This is a genomic window from Bacillus sp. 2D03, assembly GCF_003946765.1.
Classification (GTDB): Bacteria; Bacillota; Bacilli; order Bacillales; family Bacillaceae_G; genus Bacillus_A; species Bacillus_A cereus.
On sequence record NZ_RPSJ01000004.1, the window covers coordinates 23,142 to 44,801 of the forward strand.

Below are 21,660 nucleotides of genomic sequence, written 5' to 3' on the forward strand. Positions count from 1 at the left end.
CTTAGTTATTAACTAGCCTCATAATATTTCTTTTACATTAAATAGATTTAAAATATTATATAAATTCGCTTCTCACTTACTAGTTAAACTAGACATTTCCATAGATTTTTGCGTACAACGTTTCATAGCTGAAATGATAGCTGTTCTTAAACCTTTTTCTTCTAGCGTTACTACAGCCTCTATCGTCGTTCCACCTGGAGAACAAACCATATCCTTCAATTCACCTGGATGTATTCCTGTTTCCAATACCATTTTTGCAGAACCTAATACAGCCTGAGCCGCAAATTTATAAGCTTGTTTTCTCGGCATACCGCTAAGTACAGCAGCATCTGCCATGGCTTCTATAAACATATACACATATGCTGGAGAAGAACCACTAATAGATGTAACAACATCCATTAGTTTTTCATTTATGACCTCCGTCTGGCCGAAAATATTAAATATGTTCAGTACCTCTTTTATATCTTTTTCTGTAACCATTTCATTAAAACATAACGCAGACATTCCTTCTCCAACAAGTGCCGGTGTATTAGGCATTACTCTAACAACTTTTAACTTTCTACCAAATTCATTCTCAGTGCTCTTAATACTTTTTCCTGCAGCAATAGTTACAACGATTACATCATTTTTTATTTGATCTTTTATTTGGTTAATTACCGATGAGTATAAATCTGGTTTGATTGATAAAATTAAAATGTCAGCGCTGTTAGCGACTTCATTGTTGTTAGTAGTTATAGTTATGCCATATTCATTACTAGCATTTTTTAAATTAATGACATTTAAATCTGAACAAATTATTTGATCTGGAGAAACTATATTTTTTTTAATCATCCCACCTATCATAGCAATACCCATGTTTCCACATCCGATGAATCCTATCTGTTTATTCATAATAATTTGCTCTTACTCCTTCTACTCTAAATTTTATTGATTTTGAAATTATTATTCTAAATAAGGGCTATTACAATTACTTGGTTTATCAATAGAGTTTAAAAATTCTCCTTCCTATAATGAGTTATGTTTTCGTATTTCGTTTACAAGCATGCATTAAAAAAATGAAGAGACTTTCTATTCATAGAACTATTAAAAACGAGAGTAAAATGGTGATAATTTTTATGAATTAATAATCTTTAACTATTCAACATTTTAAATAGAGCTTACACATCCCTCTAATAATTACTTATTTTAACAATTTATAGTTAAGCTTAAGAAAATGTATTTAAATTCCAAATAATTATCCCCATAGATAGTATGAAACAAAGTAATGCAGGAATTGCCATTAAAATAGATTGTTTTGCTCGAAACATATGAGCATGAATAGCTCCGACCATGAGAACTGCTATTAATGTATTTGCTCCTAGCGCTAAGTATTGATTCCAAATACCACCGATTATACCTATTGCTCCAACAATTTCAACAAAACCAATTATAGACATAAACCATAATGAATATTGATATTGTTGCCAATGTTCTACCTGAAAAGATATACGGAAAATTTTTATGAATCCCCCTACTACAATAAAAATTGCTAAAACTACCTGAAGAACAATCATCTTTTAAACTCGCTCCTTTTAAAATTTTGTTAATTTTCATACTTCACAAGGAATAAATATATGCGTTTTACCAATATCAGAAAGGGAGGTATACATAATTTAACTTTTTATACGCTAAGAACTAAGTAGATAACCTTTACTACATAATATTTTCTTAAGAAAAATATTTATTTTAATATATTTGTCTCTTTTGTTAACCTGAATAGATTGTTTTTAATTTCAGACATGCTGATATTTTTTCTTGAAACACCGGTTTCTACTGCAGCACGTGCGACAGCATATGCTACATGTGGCACCACCCTAGGATCAAACGGATTTGGAATGACATAGTTGACATGAAGCTCTTCTTCTGAAATTAAATCAGCTATTGCATAAACAGCTGCTAGCTTCATTTCTTCATTAATTTCTTTTGCTTGTACATCTAAGGCTCCACGAAAAACTCCAGGGAAAGCTAATACATTATTTACTTGATTAGGAAAGTCAGAACGTCCTGTACCAACTACTAGTGCTCCTGCTATTTTTGCTTTATTAGGCATAATTTCAGGTGTAGGGTTAGCCAAGGCAAAAATAATAGGATTATGATTCATAGAACGAACCATATCCTCATCAACTACACCTGCAGCTGATACGCCAATAAATACATCAGCATCAATAAGGGCCTCTGCTAATCTTCCCCGCTTCTGTTCTATATTTGTAATACGAGCTATTTCTTCTTTAAGCGCATTCATTCCAATAGGTCGCTGTTCATATACTATCCCTTTTGTGTCACACAAAATAATATTTTTCACATGCATATGGAGTAACAACTTAACAATGGCTATCCCAGCAGCACCAGCGCCATTTACAACGATTTGAACATCTTCAATTTTTTTATTTGTTAACTTAAGTGCATTAATTAGGCCAGCAATCGTTACAATAGCTGTACCGTGTTGATCATCATGGAAAACAGGAATATCACAAGATTTTCTTAGGAGCTCCTCAATTTCAAAGCATTGAGGTGCTGCAATATCTTCTAAGTTTATCCCACCAAAATTTGGTTCTAATAATTTAACAACCTCAACAATCTTATCCGGATTATTAGTGTTTAAACAAATAGGAAAAGCATCGATCTCAGCAAATGATTTGAAAAGTAAAGCTTTTCCCTCCATCACTGGCATAGCTGCTTTAGGTCCAATATTCCCAAGACCTAATACTGCAGTTCCATCAGATATAATTCCAACTAGATTCCCTTTCATTGTATAATCATATACTTTGCTTTCATCTTTATAAATCTCTAAGCATGGCTCAGCAACACCTGGTGAGTAAGCGAGACTTAAATCTGTTGAATTTTGTACTTTAACTTTAGAATAAACACCAATCTTCCCCTGTTTTTCTTTATGCATTTTTAATGCTTCATCTCGTAAAGGTGACATATAATTTCGCTCCTATAATTAAGTTAAGAGTTCATTAACTCTATCTTAAACTTGATATTGTATGATATAAGTAAGACTTCTAATATAATCATTATTTATTTTTATAACCTTTTAACATATCTTTTGCATAACGATTGGGGTATAAAGTATTTAACATATTGTATGGACTTCCCTTCCAATATCTTCTTAATGGTGTCCATAACTTATGTTTAATTAACCATCTTTGTGTGTAAATAGATAGTAATTGCCCCTCTGTTAGTTTTTCCTTTTCTTCAATAGTCCACTTCAGCGCCTCTAATGCTTTTTTTTCAGTCCAAAATCCGGTAGGTGTGAATTTATATTCCCATTCTTTATTTTGACCAGGATATAAGTCATTGATCATGGCGTACGGACTGTTATTCCAGAATATTTGACAAGGAGAAATTAAATTATGAATAGTAAGCCATTTTACACTGTAAACTTGTAATAATTGAAAAGAAGTTAATTTTTCTTTTTCTTCAATAGTCCACCTTAATGCTACCAATGCTTTTTCTTTAGTCCAAAAATTGTTAGGAGTCATACTAAATTCCCACTCTTTAAATTTATTAGGATATAAAGAATTTATCATTGCATAAGGACTACCATTCCAATACATAACTAATGGTGCACTGAGTTTATTTTTCTCTAACCATTTTTTACTATAGAATTTGAGTAGTTCTACTTTACTTAGCTTTTCTTTTTCTTCAACAGTCCATTTTAATGCTTCAAGAGCTTTTTCTTTAGTCCAAAAATTTAATGGTGCCATACCAAACTCCCACTCTTTAAATCTATTGGGATATAAGTCTTCAATCATCTTATAGGGACTATTATCATAACTATGTTTGAGCGCGCCGAGTAATCGATATTTTATAATTAAAGGCGTATTCCATTTTTGTTTAATATCCTCTTCATTCCATTTTAAAATTGTTTCAATTAAATATTTTGTGACCCTTTTAGATAGCTCTCTATTGCTATCTTCTTTCCATGTATTCGGTGGAAACCTACTTCTTTTACCGTCTAATATTTCTTGATAGATTTCTTCTATTTGCACTGCTTTCGCTTGCACTTCAAACTCCCTCCTATTCAAGACATATAGCGATTCCTCTTTCCTAACGTTAAATAACACGCCAATAGTAACTATTGTGATTTACTTTTATAACGCAAAAGAAATGTATAGGGTAAAATCATTTCTTTAATCTATAATAAGAAGGACATAAAAAAACAAAAAGTTACAAAAATTTTCAAATTAAAACTTTTATAACTTTTTGTTTTGATGTAAATATAATTTCAATTAATGTATCTCACCGTTTTAAACTTGACGCTCCATAATCTTGTATAGTTACATTTATATGATATTTAATCGGTACTTTACTAAATGTTTGATCCCAATCTTTTTTGACTTTCTCCCATGTTCTCGGGTGTTTAATTCTTAATTCGTTGCCAAAACCCGCAATATCGACTTGGTATTCTTTTTGTATTTTTTTTGTAACATGATGTACTAAGTGCTTTACTTCTTTTTCAATAGCTTTTTCTTCCCTTTTTAAAAATTCATTTTCAAAATCTTTTCCTGATTGCATCCAATTTTCAGACAAACGCCCTTCTGATTCAATGTTTACATCAAAGGAAATATTATTTCCGTTAACATGTGGTATGATTTTGCTTTTTATTGACTTTATCTCGTATATAATGAGTTTCTTTGATTCTTTATCAAAAGTTTTTACCACACCACCATTCCTTTTTCCGTTTATCCATACTACTCCTTCCAATTCCTGTTCATTTAAAAAGCCCATCAACTTTTTTGTCTTCCCTTTAATTACAGCAGCTCCTGCAAATTTTGTTTCTCCTTTTATCGAGATTACATTTTGCAAAAGAAAACTGGACCCTGACCGCATCTTTCCTTCCAATTTAGCGAGCGATACAGGAGGTAAAATCCTTGTTGTTCTATTTCTATTATCTGCAATTCCAGACAAACGAAATGCTGGGATTTCTCCTTTTTTGTTTGATTCCAGTACCTCCTTCGCTAGACCCTTGCTAATTAAGAGCATACAGCTAAGCCGAACTTCATTGTCACGGAGATACTGTTCAAGTAATTGTTCTAAACTGAATGTACGTACAAGACTATCACTAATAACAATGTTTTTTAAATGTGGGCTGAACATTGTGCTCTCTCTTTTCAATGAAAACTCACGAACAATTTGATGAATGGAATCACCGGTCTCAGAAACATTTATATAACGTTTTTGTTGTCCATTTCCTTTACTTTGTGCTTGCGAACTAACAATTTGATAAGTAGCTGTTATAAGATTTCTTTTAGGATAACCTCCTTCCTCATCCTCTTTCTCAATTGTTGAATCCTTCCCTTTATCTAGTGCTATACCTGCAGTTAAACTCAACTCTTCTACTTCTTTACTGCTCCAACATCCTGTTAAAAATAGAAGCAAAAGCGTCCATAACAAAGCCAAATAGAACCGCATATAATTAAATTTATTTTTCACACTACTCCTCCTTTTAATCGCGTAATAATAAGAAGAAGCAGTGGCAGTAAACCAAATAAAAATAAAGCAGCATTACCGAGCATATCCCCCAATTTAAGCAAGTCATTTATATTTTTCGAAGTCATAGCAATGATGTAAATGATTGGAATCAAAGCAAAAATAAACGGATGAATTCTCTTTTTAAAGAGTTGTGCTAATCCTAATGCAGCTGCATAATAACTAATCGTATAGGTAGCAAATATTTGCATAATCCATATTACAAGCAATAAAGATTCAAAACGTTCAAATATCAATCCAGAAATTTCAAAACTGCGCATAAGATCAATTGTCGGCCATGTTCTTGTTACAACCCCATCAATTGATAATGCACCAATGACTATTACAACTGTTATTACATAAAAGATTAACGGAATTGAAATTCCAACTAAAATAGCTTTTACTGCTTTCTTTCGTTGTTCCATAAACACCAAAAGAATCAACATAATTTCAGGACCTGTATATGCGAGAGAGGTTGTTTTTATCCCATCTAACACTGGTTTAATTCCTAAACCTAATACGGGACGGAGATTATCTATCTCGAATATTCCGATACTCATAAAGGAAATGAGTAAAAAAATAAAAAAAGTAATAGGAAATATTATTTCAAACATCCGTGCAATTGAATTAATACCACTCATAATCAAATAGAGACCTATCCACATAAAAGGCATAACAATAGCCCATGTGGGGGTTCCTTCCAGCAAAAAAAAGCTTATTACTTCTGCCATTGAACGAATTTGAAAGGCTGAAGTTGTAAGAAAATACCCTATAATAAGAAAACTAAGCAACCTGCCTATCCATTTCCCTACAATATCTTGACTATATTGATAAAATGTTTTACCTGGAAACTGTTGACTTAATTTGACCATAATTACTCCTGAAACCATTGCGAGTATCCCACCTAATATCACACTTAGCCATACATCTGGTGTTTTCACTTTTTCTACAGATGCTCTGGGCAGAGTGAGAATTCCTGTCCCAAGTATGTAATTTACAATAATAACAACTGCTTGTGAAGTTGTTATTCGGTCTTTAGGTTTCGTAATCACTGAAGGCCACTTCCTTTCGTCATCAGCTACCTTTTGCGGATATTTTTTTTGGTATGCATTATTTTCGGTCTACGTCTCATTATTTTTAATGGCATGCGAACCATAAAATCTTTCCAGTCACTGAATCGATATGGAACAGCAGGGCTGGTATAAGGAACGCCAAAACTTTTCAGTTTCACTAAATGACTGCAAAGTAAAAGAAAGAAGAGAATAACTCCATACAAGCCAAATATCGCAGCACAAAACATAGCTATAAAACGAAGAATGCGTAACGTAATTCCCACACTATATTGCGGAATAGTAAAAGAAGAAATAGCTGTTACCGCAACAACGATAACCATTATTGGACTAACAATTCCTGCTTCTACGGCAGCCTGACCAATTATTAAACCGCCCACAATTCCCATTGCAGGTCCAATTGGTTTAGGCAGACGTAAACCTGCTTCCCGCAAAACTTCGATAGCTACTTCCATAATTAACGCTTCTATTAAAGCGGGAAAAGGAACTCCTTCTCGCGATCCGATAATAGAAATAGCGAGCTTAGTGGGAATTAATCCTGGATGAAATGAAATAAAAGAAATATACAGTGCTGGAGCAAATAATGAAACAAAAGCTGTCATGAAGCGTAATAAACGGAGAAGCGTACCAGGAAGCCACCTTTCATAATAATCTTCTGGTGATTGCAGCAGCATACTAAATGTAACTGGCGCAATTAAAACAAATGGTGTTCCATCTAACAAAATAGCTACTCGACCTTCCATTAAAGCACTAATAACACGATCAGGTCGTTCTGTATTTTGAATCTGCGGAAAAGGACTGAGATAATTATCTTCAATAAGTTGCTCTATATAACCAGATTCGAGTACACTGTCTATGTCAATTTTCTGAATTCTGTTTTTTATTTCATCCACCAATTCTGTACTAGCAAGATCTTTAATAAATGCGACAACTAACTCTTTCTTTGCACGTTCTCCTACTGGTAGCTTTACTAATGATAAGTTCTCATCCGCACAGTGTCGTCGCAAAAGTGAGGTATTATCACTTAATACTTCAGTAAAACCGACCCGTGGCCCTCTGACTAATGCCTCCGATACTGGTTCTTCAATATTTCGTTTATTTGCTTTTGTTGTACCAAGAATAAACACATCTGCTAAACCATCAATTAAAAGAGCTGTTGAACCTATCAATACTTTGGGTATTAAATCTTTTATGTAATGGACTTCTGCTACTTCACTAATTGTAAGAACTTTATTTTTAATATATTCTTTTGAAACAGTCCCCTCCACATAAGAAGATTCATTTTTATATTCATCAGAAAAATCATCCATTAGTAATTTCATAATATGTTTGTCAATTATCTCTTTATCTGATAGACCATCAACAAAAACGATCCCAGCCTGAATGTCTGTGCGTCCAATATTAAACTTCCGAAAGCGAACATCAGAATTATGTCCGATTTGTTGCTTTATAAGTTCTAAGTTAGAGGCAAAATCATTTGTGAAATGAACGTTTGCATTTTGAGATGGTTTATGCTCTTGTTTCGTTTTACTTTGAATATTATTTTTTTTCACTTGTTTGTCTCTTGACTTCCACCAACTCATTCTTCCCACTCTTTCTCTGACATACGAACCCAATGAAAAAATCTTGAGATAGTATACGGAATTAAAAACAAGATAAAAGCTTGTACAAAGACTTTCCAATCTGGAAGATAAGAAGTAATTATGTTCCACATTTTTATCACCCAATTTATATGCTCTGCTAGGATTGAGATTTCTAAAAAACGATATGTACTTAATAAAAAATAACGATAAGATTAAAGAGCAGAAAAGCGAGACATTATGCTTATTTAGCACCAATAACCTAGTTAGTATAAAAACATTTCTGACCTAAAATACCATTTCCAATTATAATTTGTTAAATATTATCTCCTTTTCCCTTATTTATATGCCTGCATTTGAATTTCAAATAATATAAGTATTAATGATATTTCCTCTTAAAGAAAAAAAGATGCTAGAAGATAGCATCTTTTTTTAAATTCAACTTACTATGTATTTATATTTTATTGTGGAAATACTCGTTTTTTTAAATGAATATTAATGTGTAAAAAATACATATTCTTTTGTTTTAAGTTAGTACATTTCTACCGAATCGATACGGAATTTTCTGATTTTAAAGCCAATATGAAATAAAGGAAAATCCTCTCTTAGAAAAACTATATAAAACCAATAACATGAAAACAATTATCAATCTATTAATCGAAAATAATAATTAGCAAGCATTTATCATCTTAATTCCAGGTGTATTCGTTTTGCTTCAAAATAAAGAACTTGAATAAATTTTTTCGTATCAATACGAGCAGGTAATGTTGGTTCATTATTCAATTCTGTCATCTTTCTCCTTACGGTAGTAAAATCAAAAAATCTAGAAGCATAATTTTCGAACTTCGGGTTTAAAAAATCAGTAAGTCCAAGGGATGCTAAATGGTTTAATGATTGATAAATTGCTCTCCGAATCCGTTGTTTGGAAGCTTCTATGAACCTTTTTAATTCAGCATCTTCAGCTGAATCCCCAAGTTTTTTTTGAGCCAAATTCATAAAAATCTCTTTTAGTGAGGGAAAGCCTTGTTCCAACGTGTTATCTTGTTCATATTTATATAAATAATCTAGCATATCCATTAAATCTTTACTTCCACTTTCACTGGCTATTCCTAATTCAGACAAAAGAAAATGAATGGAATTTTGAAAATGATTAAAAGTATTTAAATGTTTTTCATTACGGTATTTTTCTTGTGCACTTGAATTACTATCCAATTTTAGTACCATATTAAGCGATTCTTGAATGTTTTTTATCGATTTTTCCAAACGAATTCGTTCAATGACTTTCCGAACAACTGTTAATACTTCAATCCGGTTAATTGGCTTAATAATATAGTATTCAACACCAAGCGAATAAGCTTCAGCAATTAATTCTTTTGATTCTACTTGAGAGACCATGATGATTTTCCCTTTAAACGAAGGTTTTATTTGACGGATTGTTTTTATTCCATCTTGAATCGGCATTAACAAATCGATAAATAAAATGTCTATATTTTTAAGGATTAGCATTTGTTGCTCTAAAGATAAACCATCCTCAGCTTCTCCTATAACCTCCCCAAGATCTTCATCCTCGATAATTTGAGCCAACATTGAGCGAACCGCTTTTTCATCATCTACTATATAAAAATACATAGAATCACCCTTTCGAAATTATATGATCAATCCCTAATCTAATTATAAAAATTGATCCTTTTCCTTCGGTTCTGTCCTCAAGCGTAACATCACCTTCAAGTTGTTCGACCATTTCTTTAACATACGATAATCCGATACCTGTCGATGGGTTGCCTAAATCATCATATTTAGAAGTAAACCCAGGCTCAAAAATTGAATCTTTATATTTTGAAGAAATACCAGGACCGTTATCGCCTATTTGAAATTCAACAAAATGGTGGTCTTTATTAATGTCAATTGTGATGGTTCCCATACCTTGGATAGCTTCTACAGCGTTTGTAACGATATTATTTATAATAGATAAGATTGTGTAAATATGATAATGAGGATGCACACCATCAATTTTATACAAAAATTGGATGTCTTTCTCTAGCAAGCGTGCATATTTCGTATTTGCCCGTATAATGATATTTACTAGTTCATGTACAGACATATAATCTGTAAAACTTTCATCAGAAATTAGTTTTGAAAGTCCCGCAAAAATACGTTGGTTATCCTTTTTAACGTCATGGACCTCACCAGCAATTTGTAATGCCTGTTGCCTTAAATCCCCAAACTGAAAATCCATCTGTTTGTGCTCAAAAGAGTCTAAGGTTTTATATAAATCATAGGATTTTTTTGTTATATTCTCAGCATCTTGTAATGTTTTTTTTAAATGAACAGCATCTTCATATAAATTAGAGATAAGCATGAGCATGTGTTCATTTTGTTTCTTTATGTGTCTCTCCCTTGATTGCGCTTCATACAATTTCATCATATTGAAAAAGCTTAGAACTATAAAACTATGGGAACATGCGATAACAATGATCTCATTTATTGCCTCGGATGTGATTGATGTTTTTAATACAAAATATTGAATCATTAATTCCACACAGTCTGACAGTATTTCAATCATGCAACCAATAAAACCAATCATTAGTGGTTGATGATAAAAACGTTTGATTTTTGCTAAATGAAAGAGATACGAATAAGTAAAATAAAAGAAAAAACTAGGATAGTGAGTATGAAAAGCGGCTAGCCAATCCATATTTCCCTTTATAATGACATCCATTGAGATACGAAATACTACCACGACTATCGCTGTTAAAAAACCCGGTAAAAATGCTGGAATTCGTCGAAACAATAACAAAAAAAAGAAAAATGTTGGTGCGCCAAAGCTCATTCTAAATGTTTCATTTAAAGGAAATGACTTTATTTCACCTACTAAGGGTACTGTAAGTATCATTAAAACGAGAATATAGATGTCTTTTTTTACTAAATTACTAAGATTCAAAATAATCACTTCTCACTTTCGCCTAACAGTCAGTATACAAACCTATTTGCATTAATACAATACTTACTCTATTTTTTTCAAAAACTGATAAATAAGATATAAACGAAAGCATTATAGATTGTGAGTATTCATTACACCCTTCTACTTTAGAAAGATACTTTATAACTCAAAAATGTTCAGACACAATATAAGGTCTGAACACTTTTGGACTCGCTCTAACACCAAAATATCTGTGCTCCTTTTTAAAATATACTTAAATCCCATTCTTTTGCAATATGTTCTAACAACATAATTCCTGGTAAACTATTCCCATATTCATCAATGGCTGGTCCGTAAATACCAATACCACATCCATCTTGGAACGATAAATCCTTCCTAGATTTTGAGGGAACAAGTGTCATAATTCCACCGGATACCCCACTCTTAGCTGGTAATCCAATGAAAGCAGCAAATTTTCCAGAAGCATTGTACATTCCACAAGTTAGCATTAAAGCTTTTGTTAACCTAGCTACTTCTTTAGGGAGCACTTGTTCTTTGCGAATAGGATGATATCCATCATGTGCTAGTATAAGCCCTATTAAGGCAATATCTTCTGTATTTATTTCAATCGAACATTGTTTTAGGTAAACCTCTAGTGTCTCCTCCACATCTGATTCTAGAAAACCATTCTCCTTTAAATAGTATGCTAATGCTCTATTACGATGAGCCGTTTCCCATTCTGATTGAAATACTATTTCATTAATAACGGGACGCTTCTCTATCATTTTTTCAATTAATACGTATAGAGATTCTAATTTTTCTTGCACCGATGTCCCTGGCAAAAGTGAAGCTATCGTAATCGCTCCAGCATTAATCATAGGATTAAAAGGTTTTCCTGGTTTATGTATCTCTAAACGAATAATTGAATTAAAGGCATCTCCAGTTGGCTCTACGTCAACTCGTTCTAATACATAAGAAATACCGCGACTTAAACAAGCGGCTATAAAACCGATTACTTTTGATATACTTTGTAATGTGAAAGGTATCTCCCAATCTCCTGATTTTATCATTGTTCCATCTGGCTTTACTATACAAATACCTAACTGCGATACATTTATTTCCCCCAGAGCGGGAATATAACTGGCGCTTCGTCCCTTAGCTGCATACGCTCGATAATGAGCTACCCATTGATCTAAGCAAACTTTTTCTTGCCCCTCAACTTGAACGCTAGAATCCTTTATCATTTAATCATATTCCCCCGTACTATTAACTTTATATAGAATGATTTTTTCTTTACTATAATCAATAATATTTGCACTAGAACCAAGAAAAATATTCAGACATATTGCAGTCTGAATATCCTTCTTATTACACACTTTTCTTTTTTGAAGTTTTCTCATAACTATCCCAACATTCAATATTTTCAAGCCCTTTAATGTTTTCTTTATAAAAAATAGGATCTTTACCAGCTTTTTTCTGGTTTATATAATCTTGTAACGCCGCAAATGCTACTTTTGAAAGTAAGGTAATAGCAATTAAATTAATAATAACCATAAAGCCCATAAATAAGTCCGCTAAATCCCATACAATTTGAATCTTTGCAACAGAACCAAATACAATCATAGCCAACACACTTATTCTGTATATCATTAACCACACTTTACTTGTATGTAAAAAGCGAATATTTGTTTCACCATAATAATAGTTGCCAATTAACGCACCAAATCCAAATAAAAAAACAAAGATAGCAAGACAACCCGATGCCCAAGGACCTATGTGTTCACTTAATGCTGCTTGTGTAAGTGCAATACCATTTAACCCCGGTTGTTTATATGCATCAGACAGCAAAATAATAAAGGCAGTGCTAGTACAAATGATTAGTGTATCCGTTAATACACCAAATGCTTGAATCAGTCCTTGTTTCACCGGATGACTTGTTGTTGCTGTTGCGGCAACGTTTGGTGCACTTCCCATACCAGCTTCATTTGAGAATAAACCGCGTTTAACTCCATTCATAAGTGCTGCACCAATTGAACCGCCTGCTATTTGTTTAAAACCAAATGCGTTTTGAACAATAAGAGAAAGAACTTCCGGCATTTTTGATATGTTGGTAACTACAACAAATAATGCAACTCCAATGTATAATACTGCTAAAAATACCACCTTGTATTCAGCCATTTTTGCAATACGTTGTACACCACCAAAAATAATCGCAGCGAAAGCAATGGCCATGATTATCCCAACTGTTAGACGATCTGTACCAAATGAGTTTTGAAAAGCAATTGTAACTGTATTTGATTGTACTGAATTGAATACAAGACCAAAAGTAATTGTGATTAAAATAGAGAATAATACTCCCATCCAACGTTTATTCAACCCTTTTTCCATATAATAGGATGGACCACCGCGGAAACCAGTTTTATCTTTTACTTTATATATCTGTGCTAATGTGCTTTCGACAAAACTGGAGGCCGAGCTAATAATAGAAATAATCCACATCCAAAATACAGCTCCAGGACCACCTAATGCAATTGCAATCGCAATTCCTGTAATATTCCCTGTTCCAACGCGGGCTGCCATACCAATACAAAACGCTTGAAAAGGAGAGATTTGATCTTTAGAACCACTTTTCCCCTCCATTAATACACGGACCATCTCTTTTAACATTCGAAACTGTACAAAATTCAATTTAAATGTAAAATAAATTCCGCAAATAACAAGCATAATAATTAACAATTTAGACCATAAAAAATCATTTGTTGATCCGACTAACTCTACAAAAAACCTTTCCATATCATCACTCCATGCCAAAATTTTTATATCATAATCTATATAAAATCACCTATATTTCCTGGTATAAATACCTCTTTCATATTCAAATACAACAAGGATAAAAGTTTTCTATATTAATAGGATTGACCTGTTAAGCAAACATCACAACATGTAACTGTAAAGCTGAAATTTTGAAGAACTTAACGTTTATACACCCGTTGCTCTATTCCCTTCTGTAAAACTAATATTCTTATCCACTAATGTTGTTGTACTATTATGTTTGTTTCGTTTACCGGTGATTTACATTTAAATCCTAAAATCAATAGTGATTAACTGGTTATTTGTTAATTTTCTCAAGAACATGAAAGTATCTCCTTTCTCACTACTAATCTCAAAAATAGGCTAGATAAAAAATTTATAGAAAAACTATGAAGCGCTTTCAATCTTCAACTAAGAGAAGCTTGTCTTTAATTTATAATTAAAAGTACAGAATGTTACGAAAAAGTACAGATTTTTATAAAAACAAAAAATTTTTTAAGATTTTTCATCTAAAAAAACAGTGAGATTTTGTGAATTTTATACAGTATCCAAACGTCGCAGATGCTGTTCTACCTAACCTTTGACAAGCCTCTATTTTCTTCATATAAACATGCATACTTTTTCTCTTTTAGAAGTTCATATAAATTATTTGAAATCAAGAATCAACGGAATATTATAGGAATATTTAAAAAATAAAACATTTAATTTATTTATGGTATCATACAAAAAACATTTGTTTTCTCAATTAATCCCCCTAGTTGGATTCGTCTATATTGCACATATTTACAACATGAAAGACACTAAGAAAAAAAGGATTTTGTTGAAGGGATGAAACATTACAAAACTCTTATTTAGGACCTTATTTCATCCTCTTTTCTAGCAATATCGAGTTATCCCAAAAAACATATATTTACTAACATAAATTACAGGTGGTGTATTGTGAAAGAAATAGTATTTGTTCAAAATAAAAAAAGACTCCTTATGAAATTCGAATTTTTAAAAAAGGATTTAGTACTTACCATTTCACTTATACTAGCAATTGTCAGTTGCTTAATACATTCGCCAAAGATCGAATATATTAACTTTGAAGTGTTAATTAGTTTATTTAATCTGCTGGTAGCCATTAAGGCCTTGGAACAGCTAAAGATATTAGACAAACTTGCCGTTGTGATTTTAAATAAATGCAATAACAGCAGGTCAATATCTATTATTCTAATTTTGTTATGCTTTATTTGCTCCATGTTTGTAACAAATGATGTTGCTCTCCTCACTTTTGTACCAATAACACTTGTCATTAGTAAAAAAACACAAATGAACATGATGGATACAATCATCCTGCAGACAATTGCAGCAAACATCGGTAGTAGCTTGATGCCTATGGGAAACCCACAAAATTTATACCTATATTCTTACTATGGAATTAAGCTCATCCCATTTTTAGGTTCAATTCTGCTTTTAGCTGTACTTGGAATTAGTTTATTATTTATATTTACTCAAAAACTTCAAAAAACAGATTTGAAAATAGAACTACCTGTTATTACCGTGAAAAATCGAAAAAAAGCTACCGTCTGGATTTTGATACTTATCACTATCATTGCATCTATTTTTGGTGTCATTAATTATTACATTGCGCTAATAGTCACACTGATAGCAGCATTTACGTTAGATAGAAACTTACTATTTAAGATCGATTACTTTCTTCTAATAACCTTTGTCTGTTTTTTTATTTTTATCGGAAACATTTCCCATTCCGATGCACTGGGGACATTTGCTCGCGCTAATTTAAGAGGAGATACTTCAGTCTTCTTTAGTTCCATATTTTTGAGTCAATTGATTAGCAATTTTCCTACTTCAATTCTTCTATCAAACTTTACTTCTGATTGGAAAGCTTTATTACTAGGAGTAAATATTGGAGGACTTGGAACAATTATCGCATCTTTAGCCAGTGTAATCTCCTATAAACTATTCATTCAGGCCAACGTTAAAGAGAGTAAGGCATATTTAATTAAATTTAGCATTTACAACTTTTCATTTTTAATCATACTTACATGTATACAATACTTTATCTTTAAATTTCTAAAAATTTTTTAAAAAATTGATTCCTTTAGAAAAACCCAAATTTCTCAATTTAATGCTGAGATATTTGGGTTTTAATATAGGTATGTTTAAAGAGCTACAACAAAGTTACCATCAATTTAATATTTTGAGATGTTCTCACAGTGAAAATCTTTTAGCTTTTACGTTGTTTATTAGATTTCAGTTCATTTTTGAAGTCTTCTTCACAAAATCCTTAATGTCCCTCAATTTTTTCCCGCTAATATTATCTTTAATGGTTGAATCTATTTCAATTTCTAATTTTGCAAATGCTCCTCCTACACAATTATAGATACTTAATCCCTCTATACTCTTTCAAGCGGTAATCCATTCCGATGGAAATTACAAATGAAAAAATTTATCCGTTTTTCCTACTTTCTAAATTCAGCAAGTAAAATGTTTTTAAAAACTTCCGGGTTATTAAGGTTTAAACTGTTCGAATTGATAGCGAGTGTATGTTTACCTCCAAGTGTTCCACCAGCAAAAGTGGAAAACCCTGGAACGGCCCCCCTGTGTCCCCATACCGAGACACCGTTCGGAAGCTTAATTTCAAGTATTCCAAGACCATATCCGGTTCCCTCTCTATTTGTAGGAACTGTAGTAAGCATTTGTTTTAACTGCTGTTCCTTCAGTAATTTGCCACCTAGTAAGCAAGAGAAGAATTTGTTTAAGTCGTCAGCAGTAGAAATCACATCTCCATCCGAGCTACCTGGGTTAATATAAGTAACATCTTTTAGCTCACTCGCTCCGTCTAGTTGCAAATAGCCACGGGCATGCTTGGTGCCTGGAATCACGCTTGAATTACCAGGTAGAAATGTATTTGACAAATCAAGCGGTTCAATAATCCGATTTTCAACCTCTTCCGCATAGCTGTTTCCTGTTACTTTTTCAATAAGGATTCCTAGTATTACATATCCTGTATTTGAATAAGACCAACCCTTTCCTGGAGCAAAGTCTGGGGGAAGTGAAATCCCCATCTTTACAAATTCTTCAGCCGTATACGATTTTTTTATATCCGTAATATCAAAGTCTTTTGAATTTATATAGTCAGCAATACCACTTGTATGATTCAATATTTGCCGGATCGTAATCTGGTTACCATCATATCCGTTTCCTTGAATAACACCAGGTAACCATTTTTCAATGGAGTCGTCTAGATTCAAACGGTTCTCTCCAGATAATTGAAGTAGAACTGTTGCAATGAACGTTTTCGTCACACTGCCAATGCGAAAGCGAAAATCTGCTTTCATTGGTTTCTTAGTTTTCAGATCCGCTACCCCAGCTGTATAACTCCAAGTTTTACCCCCCTTAGAAATTTTAGCGAGTATTCCCGGGTATCCAAGTTGCAGTTCATCTCGCATTGCTTTCTTAACGGAAGTACGATCGCTTTGCGTACTTGTTTGTAACGAACTAGATACATTTTGCGTAGGTTCTGCTTTTATAATTAATGTTGGTGTTATGTATAACAGGGAACTTCCACCTATTAAAAGTGCTAGACTTGCACATGTAATTTTACTGCGTGTTTTCATAAAGAATTCCTCTCTTCTATTTAAATTGTATTGATGGCTGATAGCTGTCTCATATACTAACCACACAGCTATCAACTCTCCTAATGATAAAAGTCAACACTGAATTTACAATCAACGTACTAATCATTATTTTCACAAACACCATTGTGTTCTAACAATCTCTAAATCACTCTTTTTCCACATACATATTAACCATAGAAATTACTTCTTTTCCTTAAAACACTCTTGTTACTGATTATTTGTTTTATATGTAGGCCGTACTTGTTCCCCCCTTCATGCCTCCTTATATTTTTATCCTACACAATGAAAATCTCTTTTTTCTTACCTATTCCTTACAAATTCCTTACATACAAAATCACTTCTACAATAGGATTGAAGTAGCATCTGTGCCCGAAAGCGCAAAAAACACCGATGCTTTTCGCTTCAGTGTTTTTGCGCTTTACATATTGTAAGATTCGTTTTACTCTTAACAGGTTAAACTGCTGATTTTTTCTAATGCGATTATTCTTCTTGTTATATAAAACAAATTTCATTGTGTTATATGACACACTATGAAATTTGTCATTAAGGCACATGATTCTAAATTTATTGATGTACTTGAGATGGACTCACTTTTTGAATTTGAACAAGTATATCAAACGCTTTACCTAATGATATATCAACAGTTTTTGGTATATCAGGCCCTTCGGTAGTTATTCCAGCGAAAATTGGATGTTGTTCGTTTAACCAAGTTTTTGTCACGCCGTTCGCCTTACGTAAATCAATAAAAAATTGATCTTTTTTGACCTGTCCAAAAATGTAGTTATAACTGTTTGGATCATCCGATTTTAATGTTCCATAGGGGCCAAATTCACCATTGCTATTCTTCACATTGTATTGTCCTTCATAAACTGACGTTCCAATAGATACGTACCGTTTTCCGTAATATTCTGCTAAATGCTGCCCTGCTACTTTAGGGTATATAAAAGAAAGCATATTTGTTTTCGAAACGTGTCCATTATGTCCCCATACAATGGTTTTTCCTAAATGTTCTTCAGTCCACTTCGCATTTTCATACATTGCAATATCATGTTTCAAATAAAAATCCGCTGGTTTATCAGGAGGTGTCGCTAACATTGTAGTAAACTGTTCAATAATACGAGCATTTTGCTTTATCCATACGAACTCTTTAGATTTCCCATTTAAATGACTTTTATTTTCCTCTAATAAAGCACTAATTTGTTTAGCATCTAAAACATACTTTTCTTTTTCTTCTTTCGTAAGGCTTTCAAAAGTATTCATATCCTTTGTTACAGGAATAAGCCCTTTTATCTTCTCTTCTACTCTAGGCAACAGTTTTGAATTGTTCGCTTTAATATATTCTATTATATTATTATAAACATTTTCGTTTACTGATTGAATGTCCATCCCGATGACACGTACTTTCGATTTATGTTTTGGATTAGCATTATATTGCCGAATCCAATCAAGTAAATCTAGCATTTCTTTCGTCTTAAATACAGGTGTTAGATGTTGGCTTGGGTTTCCCTTACCAGTAAGAACATATCGATCAAGTTCCAAGGCCCTGTCCCATCCCTCTTCTAAAACTAGATTGGTAAAGCCCTTTTCAGATACTAAATACTTAACAATGCGGTGTTTCATCGTAAAAACTTCATGAGCCCCATGCGTAGCTTCACCTAAACCTACAATTGAAGCTGAACCTACCATATCCTTAAATGGTTTCAAATCATTAAGAGATGCAGTTGGATTAGTTGTTTTTAAAGGCTTTGCATGTGCTTCTAACCATTTCGCTATTTGATTTGTATTATAGGGAGCTGTAACAGAAACCTCTGTTTTCGAATCTGCATAAGTATTTCCTACAAAATGAGTCATTGTTATAGCAGAAGCAACAATTGCAATCATTATTTTCTTTTTCATAAAAAACCTCCTGAAATATTTACTTATAGCTTTTTGACATACTCTGCCAACTTCCGTTTAAAACATTCATTTTCTTATTACTGTTAAGATACATTTATTTTAGTTCCTAAAACTCACTTATTTCTTAATAGGTTCTTAAGAAATTCTTAATTCACTTATACGAATATAAAACTAAATAAGCTTCAATTCATTGTATTGTAAATTCCTCATTGCATAACATTATAATGTACAGATATTCGTTATAAATGATGTTATCTAAAGTATTCAATTTCAGTATGTATTATTAACGTAGTTAATATATGGTTAATATGAAGTTCCAAATTTTGATTGTTTGTAGTCTCTTTATCATAGAGTTAATTTAGGGGTTATTTTTTGTTCACTTCATTTTTTTCGGCACTCTGCATCTAGACGGTATACCCATTGGCCACAGTTAGACTATTTCAAATCAAAAAAATAGATTACCTGCACACGAAAAAGTACAGTGCACAGGTAATCTATTTGTTTTTGAGATTAATAAAAACCTAATTTATCTTTTGAATTCTTCCATCAATAATAGACTGAATTGGTTCTTTTGATTTTTTTATATAATCTACTAATGCTTCAAAATCAGTTGGTCCTGTTTCAGCATCTTTACCGTTTTTAAAGGATATAAATCCATCTCCCCCTGAAGCTAGAAATGCGTTAGCGACGACGCTGTAAGTTTTAGAAGGAATAATTTCTTCTCCATTCGTTAAGCGAATACTTGTTACTTTTTCTCCATTGGGCTTGTTCGCATCCCAAGTGTATTGGATTCCTGAAATTTGAAGCATTCTTGTTATGTCTTTTTGCCATTGTTGATTTAAAATATCACGAATGTCTTGACCTGTTAAATTTACTTTTATTAATTGATTTCCGAATGGTTGAATACCATATATCTCTCCCCATGTAATATCACCAGCATCTAAGTCATTACGAATACCACCAGGATTCATAAGTGCAATTTGGGATTGCATTGTTGTACGCTGGGCATCAGCAACTAAATTTCCAAGAGTAGATTCACCAGCCGTATTGAGTTTGCGATCTAGTGGCGCAATAGACTTACCTACAACTTCATTAACAAGAGGTGCGATTTTTGCTTGATATTTCTCCATCTTCTTCTTTATTTTTTTATCAGGCTCTATGCCTTCATGATAAGTTGTAACAATTTCTGCTTTTTTCTCAACAATATCTTGTGTTTTACGATCAATCTTTACATCAACATCAGCAAAAGCCATACCATATGAATTTGCTTGTACGACAAGTTTATTATTAACAGTTCCATTTACATAAGTGTGGCTATGGCCACCAAAAATAACATCGACTTCTGGATCAGTCTCATTTGCTAATCGGACGATATCACCATTTGTTACGCCGTCCCCATCTGTTATACCTCCGTTATGTGCAAGAACAACGATAGATTTAACGCCTAGTTTTTTTAATTGCTTTACGGATTTGTTAATAGCTTCAACTTCATCTGTAATTTCTACATTCTTTAGCATAGTAGGCATAACAAGGTTAGGAACATCCGTTGTTACGACTCCGATAAATCCAACAGGAACTCCTTGTACCTTTTTTATAGTGAATGGTGGTAAAAATAAACGACCGGTGGATTTATTATAGAAATTTGCAGCAACATATGGGAATTTTGCTCCTTTAAAATTTCCTGTTTTCTCATGGTATCCACCATAAATAAGGCGGTTCATTTCTTCAACACCTTCATCAAATTCATGATTTCCTATCGTTCCAACATCGAATTTCAAATCATTTAGAAATTCAATCGTAGGTTCGTCTTGTAATAATGCTGAAACAGGAGTACTTGCTCCAACAACATCTCCAGCATGTACCTTTAATGTATTCGGATTTTGTTTTTCACGATCACGTAAATAAGCCCCTAAGTACTCAATTCCCCCTGCATCTTTATTGTTAATTTTTTTTACAGTGTCTAGTTGCCCATGAAAATCGTTAATACCGAGCATTTGTACATCTATGTAGCGGTTTGGTTCTGTACTTGCTTGGGCTGAAGGCATAGCAAATACACTAGTAAAAGTAACTGTACTTAATGCTAAAGCAACTGGAATGATTTTTTTCAACATAAAATTTCTCTCCCCTAATTAAAATCTGACATAATACGATGTTATTTTAATATATTAAGAGAATTATTTCCACAAAAATTCTACCAATTATAAAAATTAATAAGATTTTATTGT

Annotated in this window: 15 protein-coding genes and 1 pseudogene; 1 reads left to right on the top strand and 15 read right to left on the bottom strand. The window is 32.7% G+C overall.

The genetic code is table 11. The features are described from left to right. Positions 1-72 precede the first annotated feature (72 nt). From proC to EBQ15_RS10740, 11 genes are all read right to left on the bottom strand, one after another. On the bottom strand, positions 73-891 hold the full coding sequence (gene proC, locus EBQ15_RS10685) for a pyrroline-5-carboxylate reductase (protein ID WP_001041294.1): 819 nt from the start codon (positions 889-891) through the stop codon (positions 73-75). 314 nt (positions 892-1,205) lie between these two features. Then, positions 1,206-1,553 (bottom strand): DoxX family protein, encoded by a 348-nt coding sequence (locus EBQ15_RS10690; protein WP_000636507.1) that lies wholly within the window; start codon positions 1,551-1,553, stop codon positions 1,206-1,208. A gap of 167 nt (positions 1,554-1,720) precedes the next feature. After that, positions 1,721-2,965 carry an NAD(P)-dependent malic enzyme gene (locus EBQ15_RS10695; RefSeq protein WP_000074776.1) on the bottom strand — a complete coding sequence of 415 codons (1,245 nt, stop codon included), beginning with the start codon at positions 2,963-2,965 and terminating at the stop codon, positions 1,721-1,723. A gap of 91 nt (positions 2,966-3,056) precedes the next feature. Continuing rightward, positions 3,057-4,049, bottom strand: a complete 993-nt coding sequence (locus EBQ15_RS10700; RefSeq protein ID WP_001148034.1) for a DUF4046 domain-containing protein — start codon at positions 4,047-4,049, stop codon at positions 3,057-3,059. Positions 4,050-4,284: 235 nt separating this feature from the next. Beyond that, positions 4,285-5,478: a Ger(x)C family spore germination protein gene (locus EBQ15_RS10705; RefSeq protein WP_000790798.1), complete on the bottom strand. Its 1,194-nt coding sequence runs from the start codon at positions 5,476-5,478 to the stop codon at positions 4,285-4,287. After that, entirely contained in the window at positions 5,475-6,566 is a 1,092-nt protein-coding gene (locus tag EBQ15_RS10710; RefSeq protein ID WP_000628986.1) for a spore germination protein, read from the bottom strand. The genes EBQ15_RS10705 and EBQ15_RS10710 overlap by 4 nt, the downstream gene beginning before the upstream one ends. Before the next feature lie 26 nt (positions 6,567-6,592). Then, on the bottom strand, positions 6,593-8,167 hold the full coding sequence (locus EBQ15_RS10715; RefSeq protein WP_000119228.1) for a spore germination protein: 1,575 nt from the start codon (positions 8,165-8,167) through the stop codon (positions 6,593-6,595). A gap of 681 nt (positions 8,168-8,848) precedes the next feature. Continuing rightward, positions 8,849-9,793 carry a response regulator gene (locus EBQ15_RS10725; RefSeq protein WP_000274074.1) on the bottom strand — a complete coding sequence of 315 codons (945 nt, stop codon included), beginning with the start codon at positions 9,791-9,793 and terminating at the stop codon, positions 8,849-8,851. 4 nt (positions 9,794-9,797) lie between these two features. Beyond that, positions 9,798-11,114, bottom strand: coding sequence for a sensor histidine kinase (locus tag EBQ15_RS10730; protein WP_000584792.1), 1,317 nt, complete (start codon positions 11,112-11,114; stop codon positions 9,798-9,800). A 233-nt stretch (positions 11,115-11,347) separates the two neighbouring features. Further along, positions 11,348-12,328, bottom strand: a complete 981-nt coding sequence (glsA, locus tag EBQ15_RS10735; RefSeq protein WP_000588650.1) for a glutaminase GlsA — start codon at positions 12,326-12,328, stop codon at positions 11,348-11,350. A 124-nt stretch (positions 12,329-12,452) separates the two neighbouring features. Further along, complete coding sequence (locus EBQ15_RS10740; protein ID WP_000439283.1) at positions 12,453-13,877, bottom strand: alanine/glycine:cation symporter family protein; 1,425 nt, start codon at positions 13,875-13,877, stop codon at positions 12,453-12,455. Between the two features lie 957 nt (positions 13,878-14,834). Between EBQ15_RS10740 and EBQ15_RS10745 the strand changes: the two genes are divergently transcribed. Next, positions 14,835-15,986, top strand: a complete 1,152-nt coding sequence (locus EBQ15_RS10745; protein WP_000659272.1) for an anion transporter — start codon at positions 14,835-14,837, stop codon at positions 15,984-15,986. Positions 15,987-16,151: 165 nt separating this feature from the next. Here the strand turns inward: EBQ15_RS10745 and EBQ15_RS10750 are convergent. From EBQ15_RS10750 to EBQ15_RS10765, 4 genes and pseudogenes are all read right to left on the bottom strand, one after another. Further along, positions 16,152-16,250 (bottom strand): annotated as a pseudogene (locus EBQ15_RS10750) (cytochrome P450); the annotation flags it as partial. A 110-nt stretch (positions 16,251-16,360) separates the two neighbouring features. Next, complete coding sequence (locus tag EBQ15_RS10755) at positions 16,361-17,518, bottom strand: serine hydrolase domain-containing protein (RefSeq protein ID WP_000857797.1); 1,158 nt, start codon at positions 17,516-17,518, stop codon at positions 16,361-16,363. 585 nt (positions 17,519-18,103) lie between these two features. Further along, complete coding sequence (locus EBQ15_RS10760) at positions 18,104-19,435, bottom strand: erythromycin esterase family protein (protein WP_000727167.1); 1,332 nt, start codon at positions 19,433-19,435, stop codon at positions 18,104-18,106. A 521-nt stretch (positions 19,436-19,956) separates the two neighbouring features. Further along, positions 19,957-21,546, bottom strand: coding sequence for a bifunctional metallophosphatase/5'-nucleotidase (locus EBQ15_RS10765; protein WP_000913786.1), 1,590 nt, complete (start codon positions 21,544-21,546; stop codon positions 19,957-19,959). Between the last annotated feature and the right edge of the window lie 114 nt (positions 21,547-21,660).

Bases quoted from the DNA above. Each gene is read 5' to 3' on its own strand.
- EBQ15_RS10740 (WP_000439283.1), bottom strand. From the start codon at position 13,877: ATGGAAAGGTTTTTTGTAGAGTTAGTCGGATCAACAAATGATTTTTTA.
- EBQ15_RS10765 (WP_000913786.1), bottom strand. From the start codon at position 21,546: ATGTTGAAAAAAATCATTCCAGTTGCTTTAGCATTAAGTACAGTTACT.
- EBQ15_RS10755 (WP_000857797.1), bottom strand. From the start codon at position 17,518: ATGAAAACACGCAGTAAAATTACATGTGCAAGTCTAGCACTTTTAATA.
- EBQ15_RS10690 (WP_000636507.1), bottom strand. From the start codon at position 1,553: ATGATTGTTCTTCAGGTAGTTTTAGCAATTTTTATTGTAGTAGGGGGA.
- EBQ15_RS10695 (WP_000074776.1), bottom strand. From the start codon at position 2,965: ATGTCACCTTTACGAGATGAAGCATTAAAAATGCATAAAGAAAAACAG.
- EBQ15_RS10715 (WP_000119228.1), bottom strand. From the start codon at position 8,167: ATGAGTTGGTGGAAGTCAAGAGACAAACAAGTGAAAAAAAATAATATT.
- EBQ15_RS10760 (WP_000727167.1), bottom strand. From the start codon at position 19,435: ATGAAAAAGAAAATAATGATTGCAATTGTTGCTTCTGCTATAACAATG.
- EBQ15_RS10725 (WP_000274074.1), bottom strand. From the start codon at position 9,793: ATGTATTTTTATATAGTAGATGATGAAAAAGCGGTTCGCTCAATGTTG.
- glsA (WP_000588650.1), bottom strand. From the start codon at position 12,328: ATGATAAAGGATTCTAGCGTTCAAGTTGAGGGGCAAGAAAAAGTTTGC.
- proC (WP_001041294.1), bottom strand. From the start codon at position 891: ATGAATAAACAGATAGGATTCATCGGATGTGGAAACATGGGTATTGCT.